This is a genomic window from Bradyrhizobium sp., assembly GCF_030654605.1.
GTDB lineage: Bacteria > Pseudomonadota > Alphaproteobacteria > Rhizobiales > Xanthobacteraceae > Bradyrhizobium.
Genome location: NZ_JAURXB010000270.1, coordinates 89,073 through 103,594, shown reverse-complemented (window position 1 = coordinate 103,594; position 14,522 = coordinate 89,073). Strand labels below are relative to the sequence as shown.

At 63.8% G+C, this 14,522-nt stretch carries 16 protein-coding genes and 1 pseudogene; 11 read left to right on the top strand and 6 right to left on the bottom strand.

Going from position 1 to position 14,522, the window contains the following annotated elements; translation table 11 throughout:
- Window positions 1-26: 26 nt before the first annotated feature.
- Window positions 27-1,901 carry a ferrous iron transporter B gene (locus Q7U29_RS24640; protein ID WP_304745715.1) on the bottom strand — a complete coding sequence of 625 codons (1,875 nt, stop codon included), beginning with the start codon at window positions 1,899-1,901 and terminating at the stop codon, window positions 27-29.
- A 19-nt stretch (window positions 1,902-1,920) separates the two neighbouring features.
- Window positions 1,921-2,196, bottom strand: coding sequence for a FeoA family protein (locus tag Q7U29_RS24635; protein WP_304745713.1), 276 nt, complete (start codon window positions 2,194-2,196; stop codon window positions 1,921-1,923).
- A 312-nt stretch (window positions 2,197-2,508) separates the two neighbouring features.
- Between Q7U29_RS24635 and Q7U29_RS24630 the strand changes: the two are divergent.
- Window positions 2,509-2,706, top strand: a pseudogene (locus Q7U29_RS24630) (hypothetical protein); the annotation flags it as partial.
- 65 nt (window positions 2,707-2,771) lie between these two features.
- Here Q7U29_RS24630 and Q7U29_RS24625 read toward each other — a convergent pair.
- The 4 genes from Q7U29_RS24625 to Q7U29_RS24610 form a co-directional block, all read right to left on the bottom strand.
- Complete coding sequence (locus Q7U29_RS24625) at window positions 2,772-3,023, bottom strand: ribbon-helix-helix domain-containing protein (RefSeq protein ID WP_304745711.1); 252 nt, start codon at window positions 3,021-3,023, stop codon at window positions 2,772-2,774.
- Window positions 3,020-3,208, bottom strand: a complete 189-nt coding sequence (locus Q7U29_RS24620; protein WP_304745780.1) for a DUF4169 family protein — start codon at window positions 3,206-3,208, stop codon at window positions 3,020-3,022. Before Q7U29_RS24620 ends, Q7U29_RS24625 begins: the two co-directional genes overlap by 4 nt.
- A 338-nt stretch (window positions 3,209-3,546) precedes the next feature.
- A complete protein-coding gene (fumC, locus tag Q7U29_RS24615) occupies window positions 3,547-4,965 on the bottom strand; it encodes a class II fumarate hydratase (protein ID WP_304745709.1) in 1,419 nt (472 codons plus the stop codon).
- Between the two features lie 32 nt (window positions 4,966-4,997).
- Entirely contained in the window at window positions 4,998-5,507 is a 510-nt protein-coding gene (locus Q7U29_RS24610) for an SspB family protein (RefSeq protein WP_304745708.1), read from the bottom strand.
- A 458-nt stretch (window positions 5,508-5,965) separates the two neighbouring features.
- Here Q7U29_RS24610 and Q7U29_RS24605 point away from each other — a divergent pair, with 458 nt between their 5' ends.
- The 10 genes from Q7U29_RS24605 to Q7U29_RS24560 all read left to right on the top strand — a co-directional run bounded on the left by Q7U29_RS24605 (window position 5,966) and on the right by Q7U29_RS24560 (window position 14,414).
- Window positions 5,966-6,499 (top strand): chromate transporter, encoded by a 534-nt coding sequence (locus tag Q7U29_RS24605; RefSeq protein WP_304745706.1) that lies wholly within the window; start codon window positions 5,966-5,968, stop codon window positions 6,497-6,499.
- An 87-nt stretch (window positions 6,500-6,586) separates the two neighbouring features.
- Window positions 6,587-7,087, top strand: coding sequence for a tripartite tricarboxylate transporter TctB family protein (locus Q7U29_RS24600; protein ID WP_304745704.1), 501 nt, complete (start codon window positions 6,587-6,589; stop codon window positions 7,085-7,087).
- Between the two features lie 7 nt (window positions 7,088-7,094).
- Entirely contained in the window at window positions 7,095-8,660 is a 1,566-nt protein-coding gene (locus Q7U29_RS24595) for a tripartite tricarboxylate transporter permease (RefSeq protein WP_304745702.1), read from the top strand.
- 124 nt (window positions 8,661-8,784) lie between these two features.
- Window positions 8,785-9,768, top strand: coding sequence for a tripartite tricarboxylate transporter substrate-binding protein (locus tag Q7U29_RS24590; RefSeq protein ID WP_304745700.1), 984 nt, complete (start codon window positions 8,785-8,787; stop codon window positions 9,766-9,768).
- Between the two features lie 100 nt (window positions 9,769-9,868).
- Window positions 9,869-10,393, top strand: coding sequence for a Spy/CpxP family protein refolding chaperone (locus Q7U29_RS24585; protein ID WP_304745698.1), 525 nt, complete (start codon window positions 9,869-9,871; stop codon window positions 10,391-10,393).
- 173 nt (window positions 10,394-10,566) lie between these two features.
- A complete protein-coding gene (locus tag Q7U29_RS24580) occupies window positions 10,567-11,361 on the top strand; it encodes a thymidylate synthase (protein ID WP_304745696.1) in 795 nt (264 codons plus the stop codon).
- Complete coding sequence (locus Q7U29_RS24575) at window positions 11,358-11,888, top strand: dihydrofolate reductase (RefSeq protein ID WP_304745694.1); 531 nt, start codon at window positions 11,358-11,360, stop codon at window positions 11,886-11,888. The genes Q7U29_RS24580 and Q7U29_RS24575 overlap by 4 nt, the downstream gene beginning before the upstream one ends.
- A 156-nt stretch (window positions 11,889-12,044) precedes the next feature.
- On the top strand, window positions 12,045-13,205 hold the full coding sequence (gene hflK, locus Q7U29_RS24570; protein WP_304745691.1) for an FtsH protease activity modulator HflK: 1,161 nt from the start codon (window positions 12,045-12,047) through the stop codon (window positions 13,203-13,205).
- Window positions 13,202-14,110, top strand: coding sequence for a protease modulator HflC (gene hflC / locus Q7U29_RS24565; RefSeq protein WP_304745689.1), 909 nt, complete (start codon window positions 13,202-13,204; stop codon window positions 14,108-14,110). Before hflK ends, hflC begins: the two co-directional genes overlap by 4 nt.
- A gap of 103 nt (window positions 14,111-14,213) precedes the next feature.
- A complete protein-coding gene (locus Q7U29_RS24560; protein ID WP_304745687.1) occupies window positions 14,214-14,414 on the top strand; it encodes a DUF2065 domain-containing protein in 201 nt (66 codons plus the stop codon).
- Window positions 14,415-14,522: the final 108 nt, after the last annotated feature.

Below are 14,522 nucleotides of genomic sequence, written 5' to 3'. Positions count from 1 at the left end.
TGCGGGCAAGGCACGCCGGCTGGCCGCTAGCCGGCCCCCAGCGCCATGGCGATATTGTACGTCGCAAAACTCGCGGCATAGGCCAGCGCGAACATGTAGCCGAAGGTGACCCACATCCAGGTCCAGCTTCCGGTCTCGCGCCGGATCACCGCCAGCGTCGAGGCGCATTGCGGCGCGAAGATGTACCAGGCCAACAGCGACAGCGCGGTCGCCAGACTCCATTTCGTCGCCAGCAGCTGTCCGATCTGCTCGGCCGCTTCCTTGCCGCCCTCGATGGCGTAGACGGTGCCGAGCGCTGCCACCGCGACTTCCCGCGCCGCCATGCCCGGGATCAGGGCGACGGCGATCTGCCAGTTGAAGCCGACCGGGGCCAGCAGCGGCTCCAATGCCTTGCCGATCATCGCAGCGAGGCTGTAGTTGATGGCGGGATCCGTCGCGCCGGCCGGTGGCCGCGGGAACGACGCCAGAAACCAGATCAGGACCATCATCGAGAAGATCGTGGTTCCCGCCCGCTGCAGGAACATCATGGCCCGGGTGTAGACGCCGATCGCGATGCTGCGCGGGCGCGGCATCTTGTAGTCGGGCAGTTCCAGCATGAACGGCGCCGGGGCATAGTCGCGCCACATGAAGAATTTGACCAGGAACGAGACGCCGAGCGCGCTGGCAATGCCCGTGGCGTAGAGGCCGAACATGACCAGGCCCTGCAGACTGACAAAACCCCAAACCTGTCTGGCGGGGATGAAGGCGGAAATGATCAGGGTGTAGACCGGGATCCGCGCCGAACAGGTCATCAGCGGCGCGATCAGGATGGTGGTCAGGCGGTCGCGGCGGTTGTCGATCACCCGGGTCGCCATGATGCCGGGGATCGCGCAGGCGAAACTCGACAGCAGCGGAATGAAGGCGCGGCCGTGCAGGCCGGCGCCGCCCATGATGGGGTCCATCAGGAACGCCGCGCGCGCCATGTAGCCGAAATCCTCCAGCAGCAGGATGAACAGAAAGATGATGATGATCTGCGGCAGGAACACGATGACGCTGCCGACGCCGGAAATCACCCCGTTCTGCAGGAAGCTCTGCACGAGGCCCGCGGGCATTGTGTCGTGAACCAGTTGCCCGAGGGCGCCGAAGGCCGAGGCCAGCAGCTCCATCAGCGGCTGGGCCCAGGCGAACACCGCCTGGAACATCACGAACAGGATCAGCGCCAGGATCGCGAGCCCCGCCACCGGGTGCAGCACCACGGCGTCGATCCGCGCGGTCCAGGTGTCGGGCCGGGTCGGCAGGCTGATGGTCGCCGCGATGATGCGGTCGGCTTCGCGCTGGGTGGCGCGCAATTGCGCGACGGTGAGCGGCTGCCACAGGTTCGGCTGCACGGGGTGCGGGACTTGCGCCGCGATCAGTTCGTCGGTCCGGCGCAACAGCTCGGCGGTGCCGCCCTTGCGCACCGCGATCGAGGTGACGACGGGCACGCCGAGCGCCTGGCTGAGACGCGGCACGTCCACGGTGACGCCTCGGCGCGTGGCGATGTCGAACATGTTGAGCACCAGCATCAGCGGCCGGCCGGTGCTCTTGAGCTCGAGCAGGAGGCGGATCGTCAGCCGCAGATTGGTGGAATCGGCGACGCAGAGCACGAGATCGGGCAGCGCCTCGCCGGGTGTGCGGCCGAGCACGATATCGCGGGTAATTTCTTCATCGGGGCTGCGGCCGCGCAGCGAATAGGTGCCGGGCAGATCGACCAGCGATACCTGGCGCCCCAGTGGCGTGACGAACGAGCCTTCCTTGCGTTCCACCGTGACGCCCGGATAGTTCGCGACCTTCTGGCGGCTGCCGGTGAGGGCATTGAACAGCGAGGTCTTGCCGCTGTTCGGCGTGCCGACCAGGGCGAGATGCAGCAGCGGAGCTTCCATCAATCAAATTCCGGTCGCGTCAGGCGACGATAATGGCCATGGCCTCGCGCCGGCGCACCGCGATCGTGACGTTCTCGACGCGGACCGCGATCGGATCGCGGCCGACGATGCCCTCATGCAGCACCTCGACTCGCGCGCCTTCGACGAAGCCGAGTTCGATCAACCGGCTTTCGAGTTCATCGGCCGACAGCGCAGAGCCGGCATTGCCGGCGGCGAGGTGCTGGATCACGCCCGAATAGCCGCGCTTGGCCAGACCCAGGGGAATCCCGATGGGAATTCCCAAAGAAGCGTCCAAGGGAGCGTCCAAGGGCATCGCGGAGGGCAATTGCGGATGAGCGCCGTTCGGTTCGGTCATGGTTTGTATTTCCAACCGGCGGCGGGCCGGTCAAGGCTGGCGCTCGAAATGCGGTTGCACCTTAGAGCGATTGTAAACAACTGACACGCCTTCGGATCGATGCGGTCCCCTGCAACCCTTAAACGCCGCAAAAGCGAGCCCGTATTGATCCAGCGCAATTATTCTCCGGCCCCGAAATTTCCGGGGCAATGCCCCAGGAATTCCTCGGGCAAGGCGGGGTTTACAACGACAGTTGGAGGGATCGCCAAACGGGAGCGCGCGCTGAAAGCCGACCCGAACCATCTGCTGACCTGGCAGTATTACGGCCTGTGGCAGATCGAACAGGGCAACCGCGACTCCGCGCAGTATCATCTGAGCCGGATCGCCGCGATCTGCGGCACAGCTTGCGCGGAGTACCGCTCACTGGCCGCTGCACTGGAAAAGGCTCCGAGCGCCGGCCTCGTATATTGAATTCAGCGGTGATGTCTTGCGGGCGCGCCTTCAGGCCGGCGTCGCTGCGCTCTAGCCAGACCGGACTAACCCTGCGGCTTCGAATCCAGCCCGGCGGCCATGGCGCGGGTGCGAAAGTAATCCAGCACGAACAGGCGAATGGCCGACGACAGATTGCCCTGCTGGCGGTTGGAGTCGATCTCGCCCACCAATTCGGACAGCGTCATGTCGCGCAGGCCCGAGATTTCCTTCATGCCGTTCCAGAATGCCTCTTCGAGGCTGACGCTGGTCTTGTGGCCGGCGACCACGATCGAGCGTTTGACGACCGGCGACTTCATGATGCGTCCTCGCCGTCGATGCGGTGCTGATCCAGCAAATTGTTCGCACGGGTCTCGCGTTGTTGGTCCAGCGCGCGTTCGGATTTGGTTCGGCCGAATCGCGTGCGGTTGGCGTCGGCCTGCTTGGCCGACGCGACGCGCTCGGTGCGCTTCTTGAACCGCTTCAGGTTGACCACGTCCCCCATGCCTGCCTCCGTCATCCAAATATCGAAGGACAAGAAAAGTACTTGCGAAGGCAAGAGTACTTGCGAAGGCATGAGTGGTCGTTGTGCGCCTTGGCTGGCTCGGCGCGATGCGCCCTGGCTGGCTCGGTCGTCATCCCAGGAAATCCCCGTCAGTGCCTTTTGATAGCATCAAAAAATGCGTTTCGCTCTGCGAAAACCAAATATTCTTGGGCTCTACCATGAGCTGGATCAATAATGGTAGCGGACCAGCCTAAGTCTTTAGCTATTATGATCTATAACGATAATGCTGCCCCCGTAAACAAACGGGGACCCCGTAGTTTCCCGGGGTCGCTGCGCGATCAGCCCGGGTGTGTCATTTTGTCCGGCTGCACCAGCCGGTCGAATTCCTCAGCCGAAACAAATCCCAGCCGCACCGCCTCTTCGCGCAAGGTGGTGCCGCTTGCATGGGCCTCCTTCGCGACCTTGGCGGCATTGTCGTAGCCGATCTTCGGCGCCAGCGCCGTCACCAGCATCAGCGAGCGTTCCATCAGATCATGGATACGTTTTTCATCCGCGCGAATTCCGTCGACACAATTTTCCGTGAACGAGCGGGTGACGTCGGCCAGCAATTCGATGGAATTCATCATGCAGTGCGCCATCACCGGCTTGTAGACGTTCAATTCGAAATGGCCCTGGCTGCCGGCGACGGTGATGGCGGTCTGGTTCCCGAACACCTGGCAGCACACCATGGTCATCGCTTCGCACTGAGTCGGGTTGACCTTGCCCGGCATGATCGACGATCCCGGTTCGTTTTCCGGCAGGATCAATTCGCCGAGGCCGGAGCGCGGACCGGATCCGAGCAGGCGGATGTCGTTGGCGATCTTGAACAGCGCGGTCGCCACGGAATTGATGGCGCCGTGCACGAACACGTAGGCGTCGTTGGCAGCCAGCGCCTCGAACTTGTTGGGCGCGCTGGTGAACGGCAGTTTTGTGATCCTGGCGGCGTGCTTCGCAAACAGTTTTGCGAATTTCGGCTTCGAGTTGAGGCCTGTGCCGACCGCGGTGCCGCCCTGCGCCAGCGGGTAGAGATCCTTCACCGCTGTCCGCAGCCGTGCGAGGCCGCTCTCGACCTGCGCGGCGTAGCCCGAGAATTCCTGGCCGAGCGTCAGCGGCGTCGCGTCCTGGGTATGGGTGCGGCCGATCTTGACGATACGCGCGAACGCCTTTTCCTTCTTGCGCAGCGCGCGGTGCAGATCGCTCAGGGCAGGAATGAGATCGGCGATGATGCGTGTCGCGGCGGCGATGTGCATCGCGGTCGGGAACGAGTCGTTCGACGACTGGCTCATATTGACGTGATCGTTGGGATGAACCGGCTTCTTGCTACCGAGTTCGCCGCCCAGGAGTTCGCTGGCGCGATTGGCGATCACCTCGTTGAGGTTCATGTTGGTCTGGGTGCCGGAGCCGGTCTGCCAGACCACCAGCGGAAAATGATCGTCCAACTTGCCCTCGATCACCTCGCGCGCGGCGCGGACGATGGCGCGGGCGCGGCGGGCGTCGAGCAGTCCCAGTTCGCGATTGGTTTCCGCGGACGCCAGCTTGACGATGCCGAGCGCGCGGATGATGTCCATCGGCATCCGGTCGCGGCCGATGCGGAAATTGTGTCGGGAACGTTCGGTCTGCGCGCCCCAGTAACGGTCTGAGGAAACCTCGATCGGACCGAAGCTGTCGGTCTCGCTGCGGGTCGATTTGGAACGCGATGGTGCTTTCGACCGAGCCATCCGGGATATCCATTGCGCGAGGGCGTTGTGGATTACTTCTTGCGGAAGCGATCCAGCCGCACCACCTCGGCGCCTTCGCTCGGCCTGGCCGGCTCGTCCCTGGTCTCGGCGGCCGGCGCCGGAACGGGCAGGGCGGAGGGGGCGGGGACCGCCGGAACGTTGGCCGCCGGCGCCTCGGCTGCCGCGTCGGCGGGCTCGAACTGCAGGCCGAACTGAACCGAGGGGTCGAAGAAGCTCTTGATCGAGTTGAAGGGGACCACCAGCCGCTCCGGAATGCCGCCGAACGACAGGCCGACTTCGAAGCGGTCTTCGGTCACCACCAGGTCCCAGAACTGGTGCTGCAGGATGACGGTCATTTCTTCCGGATACTGCGCCAGCAGCCGCGGCGACAGCTTCACGCCGTCGGCGGTGGACAGGAAGGTGATGAAGAAATGATGCTCTCCGGGCAGGCCGTGCTCGGCGGCGTCGGTCAAGACGCGGCGCAGCACCCCGCGCAGCGCGTCACGCGCCAGCACGTCGTATCGGATATGATCGGTCGCCATTATCAGGTCCTGTCACGTTCAAAGGTATTTTGCGGATCGGCAGCGCAGCCTCTAGTGCCCCGACTCGCCTGTTCCGTCCATGCTACCCCGGCGGCGGGCCGAGGTCAGCAGCCGTTGCCGCCGATGGCTGGAAATTCCAGCAGGTCATTCGAACAGCAGGCAAATCAAATGAAGCGGAGGCTTCGGTTGCCAGCTGCCTCCAAACCCCGCCCAGAGGAGCGACGGCAGTTCATATTTCGATGGCCGATGAACCGGCAGCTTCGATATAGGAGGCAACTGCCCGGAAAACAGGGCTGGAACGGCGCATTTGGAACTGGAATAGCCCCCAAGAAGAGGGGCTGCCTGAAATACGGTGGCCTTGACCGAGCCGCCGTTCGGCTGCCGCTGCCGGCGGTGTTGCTGGTGGCCATCCCGCTCAGCATCGCCGTCACGCTTGTCATGCGGCGGCGGGTTGCGGCATGGATTCGGACCTCAATCCGATTCTAACCTTGGCCTGGACCTTCGGGCTGATGTCGTTGTTCGCGGTCGGGGGCGCCAACGCCGCCATTCCGGAAATGCACCGGGTGGCGGTCGAAGTTCACCACTGGATGACCGACAAGCAATTCGCCGACGTGTTCGCGATATCGCAGATGTCGCCGGGACCGAATGTGCTGATCGTGACACTGGTCGGATATTCCGTCGCCGGAGTTGCAGGCGCGCTGCTTGCAACGCTGGCGATGTGCGGATCGACCGCCGTCGTTGCCTATTACGTGAGCCGCTTGCTGGCGCGGTCGACTCAGTCGCGCTGGCCTGCCATTATCCAGACGGCTTTGGTACCGCTGTCGATCGGGCTGATGGGCGCCAGCGGCCTGATTTTGGCGGTGACTTCGAACCGGACCTGGGCCGCCGCCCTGGTAATCGTCGCCACCGCGGCACTGGCCCTCGCCACCCGGCTCAATCCGTTCTGGATGCTGCTGGCCGGGGGGTGTTTGGGTTTCGCTGGCGTTATCTGATGAAAATCGGTAGGCAGGTTCGCCGGACCGGCATCAGGGCCATCCAAAGACAGAATGGGCGTCAAGCCTGTGCGGGGGAGTGAGACGATGAGTGATACGCCGAGTCATGGACCGGTCAAATACATCATGCCGAAATGGATACGCGGTCCGCAGGATTTCGTCGGCGGACTGGCGATGGTTGCCATCGCGGTATTCGCGTTGTGGGCATCGAGCGACCTGCAGGGCATGCGCGGATTTTCGTTCGGGGCCGGAACCGCGCCCCGGATGTTCGCCTACCTGTTGCTTGGGCTCGGCGCCGCGATAGCGATCGTCGGTCTTGTTAAGGATGGCGAGCATATCACCACCTATGCGTGGCGAGGCCCGCTGTTCGTATCGCTGGCCATCCTGTCCTTTGCGGCGACGATCCGCCCGATGGGCCTGATATTCGCGGCATTCACCAGCTTCCTGATCGCGGCGCTGGGCACGCCGGAAACGCGATGGAAGCAAACCATCATCGTCGCTGTTTGTCTGACGACCTTCTGCAGCCTGTTATTCCCCTATGCGCTGGGTCTGCCTTTGCAGATGCTGCCGAAATTCTTGATCCGGTGAGGGTGTGATGGGTGACGTTCTTTCAAATCTCAGCCTCGGCTTCGGTGTCGTATTTCAGTTCGTGCAGTGGACGCCCGCCTTTCTCGGCGGCATGTCGATTCCGATACCCGTCAACATTCTACTGTGCCTGATCGGCGCGCTGGTCGGCACCTTGGTCGGCGTGCTGCCGGGCATCGGCACCATCGCCACGGTGGCCATGCTGCTGCCGATCACCTTCGGCCTGCCGCCGGTCGGCGCGCTGATCATGCTCGCCGGCATCTATTACGGCGCCCAGTATGGCGGCTCGACCACCTCGATCCTGGTCAATATTCCGGGCGAGGCGGGCTCCGTGGTGACCGCGCTCGACGGCTTCCAGATGGCGAAGCAGGGCCGGGCGGGTCCGGCGCTGGCGATCGCGGCGATCGGCTCGTTCTTCGCCGGCTGCGTCGCGACCGTGCTGATCGCGGTGCTGGGCGCACCGCTGACCAAGCTCGCGCTGGCCTTCGGCCCCGCCGAGTATTTCTCGCTGATGGTGCTCGGCCTGATCTTCGCCGTCGTGCTGGCCAAGGGTTCGGTGCTGAAGGCGATCGCGATGATCGTATTCGGCCTGCTGCTGTCGATGGTCGGGTCCGACATCGAGACCGGTGCCTCGCGCATGGCGTTCAACATCCCCGAACTCGCCGACGGTCTCGGCTTTGCTACTCTCGCGATGGGTCTGTTCGGCTTCGCCGAGATCATCCGCAACCTCGATGCGGGCGGTGAAACCGACCGCCAGCTGGTGCAGCAGAAGGTCACCGGCCTGATGCCGACCAAGAAGGATCTGAGGGATTCCGCGCCGGCGATTCTGCGGGGAACGGTACTGGGATCGATCCTCGGCATTCTGCCGGGCGGTGGCGCGGTCATCGCATCGTTCGCGGCCTATACGATGGAAAAGAAGCTGTCGAAGCATCCGCAGAAGTTCGGTCGTGGCGTGATCGAGGGGGTGGCGGCGCCGGAAAGCGCCAACAACGCCGCGGCGCAGACCTCGTTCATCCCGCTGCTCACGCTGGGCATTCCGCCCAATGCGGTGATGGCGCTGATGGTCGGAGCGATGACCATTCACGGCATCGTGCCGGGACCGCAGGTGATGCAGAAGCAGCCCGAACTGGTCTGGGGCATGATCGCCTCGATGTGGGTCGGCAATTTGATGCTGCTGATCATCAACCTGCCGCTGGTCGGGATCTGGGTGCGGCTGTTGCGTGTGCCGTATCGCCTGATGTTCCCGTCGATCGTGGTCTTTTGTTCGATCGGCATCTATTCGGTGAACAACGCGCCGACCGACGTGATGCTCGCCGGTGCATTCGGGTTGCTCGGCTACTGGCTGATCAAGCATGACTTCGAGCCGGCGCCATTGCTGCTCGGGATGGTGCTCGGACCGCTGATGGAAGAGAACCTGCGTCGCGCCTTGCTGATCTCGCGCGGCGACTGGACGGTGTTCGCTACCCGTCCGCTGTCGGCTGTGCTGATGTTGATCTCGGCGGCCCTGCTGGTGCTGACGATATTGCCATCGCTGCGCAAGAAGCGTGACGAGGTGTTCGTGGAGTCCGAGAACTGACGGGAACTGACATGCGTCGCGGCGCCGCATCCGGAAGTCTGGTTTCGGATGCTGCGCCGTGTGACCAAGTGCGGGCCGGCTCAGTCCGGCCTATTCGACTGGCTTCTTTTGCGAGGGAAATCTGATGAATATTTACAGTCGTATGCTGGCGGCCGGTGGTCTGGCCGTAATCGCCGGTCTCGGCGCGGTTCCCGCGCAGGCCCAGGCGCCGGCCTATCCGAGCCGCTCCATCACCATGATCGTGCCGTTCGCGGCCGGCGGTCCGACCGATGTCATCGCGCGCATCGTCACCGGGCATATGCAGCAGACGCTCGGCCAGACCATCGTCATCGAGAACGTGGTCGGCGCCGGCGGCACCACCGCCACCACGCGCGCCGCGCGCGCCGCCAATGACGGCTATACGCTGATTACCGGGCATATGGGCACTCACGCGGCGTCGGTGCCGCTGTATCCCAAGCTGGCCTATCATCCCGAAAAGGATTTCGAGCCGGTCGCGCTGTTGGCGGGAACCCCGATCCTGATCCTGGCGAAGAAGGATTTTGCGCCGAAGAATCTCAAGGAATTCGTCACCTACGTGAAGGCCAATGCCGACAAGGTCAATGCCGCGCATGCCGGCGTGGGCTCGGTCTCCAACGTGTCGTGCGAGTTGCTGAATTCCGTCCTCGGCATCAAGCCGGTCGGCATCCCCTTCAATGGCACGGGTCCCGCCATGAATGCGCTGGTCGGCGGTCAGGTCGACTACATGTGCGACCAGATCGTCAATGCGGTGCCGCAGGTCAAGGGCGGCACCATCAAGGCCTATGCGATCGCGACCCCCGAGCGCAATCCGTCGTTGCCGGACGTTCCGACCACCAAGGAAGGCGGTCTGCCCGACTTCCAGGCCCAGGCCTGGAACGCGATTTTCGCGCCGAAGGGAACGTCGCCCGAGATCGTCGCCAAGCTCAACGCGGCGGTGGTCAAGGCGCTCGACGATGAAACCGTCCGCAAGCGCCTGCTCGATCTCGGCAGCGTCATCCCGTCGACGGCGGAACGCACGCCCGCCTCGCTGGCGGCTTTGGTGAAGAGCGAAATCGCCAAGTGGACGGCGGTGGTCAAGCCGGCCAATTGATCCGCGCTCACGAAATCGGTACCGGCCGCCGCCCTGCATTGGTTTAATGTTGGCGGCGGCCGATCTTGATTGAGGCTGACGGCCGGCCGAGCGAGGCAGCATGATCCGATTTTCCCTGATAGCCGGCTTGTTCCTGTCTGCAGGCGCAGCCGTTGCCCAACCCCCCTATGCCGGGATGCAGACGCGTCCGATCAAGGCGCTGTCGGAACAGCAGGTGGCGGACCTCGGCGCCGGTCGCGGCATGGGGCTGGCGCTGGCGGCCGAGCTAAACGGCTATCCCGGTCCTTCCCATGTGCTGGAACTGGCGGACAAGCTCGACCTGACGGCGGATCAGCGCGCCAGCGTGCAGCGTCTGTTCGATTCCATGAAGATGGAGGCGGTGCCGCTCGGCTCGAAGCTGATCGAGCAGGAAGCCGAACTGGACCGGCAGTTTGCCGACCGCATCGTGACCCCGGAAAGCCTGAAAGCCTCCACGGCAGCGCTGGCCACGACGCAGGGCGCCTTGCGCGAAGCCCATCTCAAATACCATCTCTCTACCGCGGCTTTACTGACGCCTGTCCAGATGAGGCGCTATGCCGATCTGCGCGGATATGGCGGCGGCAAGCGAATGCATCATCACCATTGAGGCCCGCTTCCAGGATCGCTAGCTGGCCGAGAAGGCGGCTTCCCGACCCTTGCCGAAGGCGACCCGGAACCTCATTTTTCCGGGTATAATCGCGGTTGTGAGCCGAATCGCCGTGTCGATCGGCCGGTCCGCCCGCTAAGAGTGGCTTTTCCCCGGATGAACAGCCTGTCGCCATGAATCAGTATCACGATCTGCTCGAACGGATTCTCTCGGACGGCGCGGAGAAGCAGGACCGCACCGGCACCGGTACGCTGTCGATCTTCGGCCACCAGATGCGCTTCAACCTGGCCGCCGGCTTTCCGATGCTGACCACCAAGAAGCTGCCGATGAAATCGATCGTGCACGAATTGCTCTGGTTCCTCAAAGGCGACACCAACATCAAATATCTCAAGGACAACGGCGTTTCGATCTGGGATGAGTGGGCCGATGCCAATGGCGACCTCGGCCCGGTCTATGGATCGCAGTGGCGCTCGTGGCCGGCGCCGGACGGCCGCCACATCGACCAGATCGCCAATGTCATCGACATGATCAAGCGCAATCCGGATTCGCGCCGCCTGATCGTGACGGCGTGGAATCCCGCCGAAATCGACAAGATGGCGCTGCCGCCGTGCCATTGCCTGTTTCAGTTCTGGGTCGCCAACGGCAAATTGTCGTGCCAGCTCTATCAGCGTTCCGCCGACGTGTTTCTCGGCGTGCCCTTCAACATCGCCTCCTATGCGCTGCTGACGATGATGGTGGCGCAGGTCACCGGCCTGAAGCCCGGCGATTTCGTTCACTCGTTCGGCGACACCCATCTTTACGTCAATCACCTCGATCAGGCCCGGCTGCAACTGACGCGCCCGACGCGGCCGCTGCCCACCATGAAGATCAATCCCGACGTGAAGGACATCTTCGCCTTCCGCTATGAAGACTTCGTGCTCGAAGGCTACGACCCGCACCCGCACATCAAGGCCGAGGTCGCGGTGTGAGTGCGACTTCTCGTCCTGAAATCGTCCTCATCGTCGCGGTGGCCGAGAACGGCGTGATCGGTGCCGGCGGCGCCATTCCGTGGCGGCTGAAGTCCGATATGCTGCGCTTGAAGGCGATGACGCTGGGCAAGCCGGTGGTGATGGGCCGCAAGACCTTCATATCGCTGCCCAGACCGCTGCCCGGACGGACCAACATCGTGATGACGCGCGACGCCGGCTTTCGCGCCGAAGGCGCCGTGGTGACGACCTCGTTCGACGCCGCCCATGCGGTCGCAACCGGCGATGCGCTGCGGCGTTTCGCCACTGAGATCGCCGTGATCGGTGGCGCCGAAATCTACGCGCAATGGATGGATCGGGCGGACCGGCTGGAAATTACCGAGGTGCATGCCCGGCCGGAGGGCGATACCTTTTTCTCCGCCATCGATTCTTCGGCCTGGGAAGAGGTTGCGCGGGTGCGGAATCCGGCCGGTCCGGACCACAGCGCCGACTATTCCTATGTGACATATCGCCGACGGAGGCCGCATTAACTCCTTTAGGCAATGTTTGCATTGACAAATTCCGGCCCGAGCATAGCTCCTGCGAGCCAACAAGCCGCGTTGTAAGGGCCGGGGCGGTCCCCTATAAGGCCGTGCAGATGTAGTGAGGCCGGGCGCCTTTGCCTCGGCCCGCGGAGGAGACTGTCGATGCCGTGGAAGAATCAAGGCGGAGGCCCGTGGGGCTCCGGTCCGAAAGGGCCTTGGGGCTCAGGCCCGCAATCGGCGGGGCCGAGGCCGCCCGATCTCGAAGACCTTCTGCGCCGCGGCCAGGATCGGCTGCAGCAGATTTTGCCGGGCGGGTATTTCAGCGGCATGGGCGTCGCGATCATCCTGCTCATCGCGGTGATCGTCTGGCTGTTCTCCGGCGTTTTCCGCGTCCAGTCCGAAGAACTCGGCGTGGTGCTGCGCTTCGGCAAGCATGTGCGCACGGTACAGCCGGGCCTGAACTATCACTGGCCCTATCCGATCGAGACCGTGCTGTTGCCCAAGGCGCTGCGTGTTTCCACCATCAGCATCGGCATGTCCCTGATCGAGGATCCGGCGCGGCGCGGTCGCACCATGCGCGACGTGCCCGAAGAGAGCCTGATGCTGACCGGCGACGAGAACATCGTCGACGTCGACTTCACCGTGCTGTGGCGGATCAAGCCCGACGGCGTCGGCAATTACCTGTTCAACATCCAGAATCCCGAAGGCACCGTGAAGGCGGTGGCCGAGAGCGCGATGCGCGAGGTGGTTGGTCGCGCCAACATCCAGCCGATCCTGACCGGCGCCCGCACCACGACGGAAGCCAACGTGCAGGACCTGATGCAGAAGACGCTCGACAGCTATGGTTCGGGCATCCAGGTCGCCCAGGTGCAGATGCAGAAGGTCGATCCGCCGGCGCAGGTGATCGACGCGTTCCGTGACGTGCAGGCGGCGCGCGCCGATCTCGAACGGTTGCAGAACGAGGCGCAGACCTATTCCAACCGCGTCGTCCCCGACGCGCGCGGCCGTGCCGCGCAGATCCTGCAGGTCGCCGAAGGCTACCAGCAGCAGGCGATCGCCGAGGCCAAGGGCCAGAGCGCGCGCTTCCTGAAGGTCTATGACGAATACAAGAAGGCGCCCGATGTCACGCGCCAGCGCATCTATCTGGAGACGATGGAGCGCATCCTCGGCAACGCCGAGAAGCTGATCTATGACGGCGGCGGTTCGTCGTCCGGACAATCCGGACAAGGTGTCGTGCCGTTTCTGCCGCTGAGCGAACTGTCGCCGCGGCGTCAGGCCGCGCCGGCCGCCGGTCAGCAACAGCAGAGCGGAGCCACCCGATGAAGTCCGGAACCACAGGTATTGTCGCGCTACTCCTGCTGCTGGTCGTGCTGATCGTCGGCTACAGTTCGGTGTTCCAGGTGACGCAGACCCAGCAGGCGCTGGTGGTGCGGTTCGGCAAGCCGGTCGACGTCGTCCCCGAGCCGGGCCTGCACTTCAAGGCTCCGTTCATCGATACCGTGATCAATATCGACAAGCGGATCCTCGATCTGGAAAACCCGGCGCAGGAAGTGATCGCGTCGGACCAGAAGCGGCTGGTGGTCGATGCCTTCGCCCGCTATCGCATCAAGGATGCGCTGCGGTTCTACCAGAGCATCGGCTCGATCCAGGCCGCCAACATCCAGCTGACCACGTTGCTCAACGCGTCGTTGCGCCGCGTGCTCGGCGAGGTCACCTTCATCAAGGTGGTGCGCGACGAGCGCGAAGTCCTGATGGGGCGGATCCGCGAGCAGCTCGACAAGGAAGCCGAGGGCTATGGCATCGAGGTCGTCGATGTCAGAATCCGGCGTGCCGATCTGCCGGAGCAGAACAGCCAGGCGGTCTACCAGCGAATGCAGACCGAACGTCAACGCGAAGCGGCCGAGTTCCGCGCGCAAGGCGGCCAGAAGGCGCAGGAGATCAGGTCGAAGGCCGACCGTGAAGCCGTCGTCATCATCGCCGACGCCAACTCCACCGCCGAGCAGATACGCGGCGCGGGCGACGGCGAACGCAACCGGCTGTTCGCCGAAGCCTACGGCCAGGATGCGGATTTCTTCGCGTTCTACCGTTCGATGACGGCGTATGAGAACGGGCTGCGCAGCAACGATACCCGCTTCTTGCTGCGGCCGGACTCCGACTTCTTCAAGTTCTTCAGCAACGCGTCGGGCAAGCCGCCGGTTGCGGCGGCGCCGGTTGCGCCGAAGCCGTAAGGTTGTCTGAACAAGAACCAGGCGAAGCGGGGTGCCGCTTCGCCTGCGGCGGCAACCAGCCGCTGCCATCAAAAAAGAACGTCAAGGGTGAGGTTTCAGTCCGATGAGGTCCATAGCGTTTGCCGACTTCCTCATCGGCCTCGGCATCCTGTTTGTGCTTGAAGGCCTGCTGTTCGCGGCAAGCCCGGCCTGGATGCGCCGGGCGATGCAGAGCGCCATGGCGACGCCGGACAACATCCTGCGCATCGTCGGCATCGGATCGGCGGTCGTGGGCCTGGTCCTGATCTGGTTTGTCCGGCGCTAACGTTTCGGCTCAGCACGCTAAAAAGGTTGCGGGATCAACGCGATCGTGAGCCGCCGGCGCCGGTTTTTCGCCGGAATGTCCGGCTCAAATGCTTGCGCCGCAGACCAG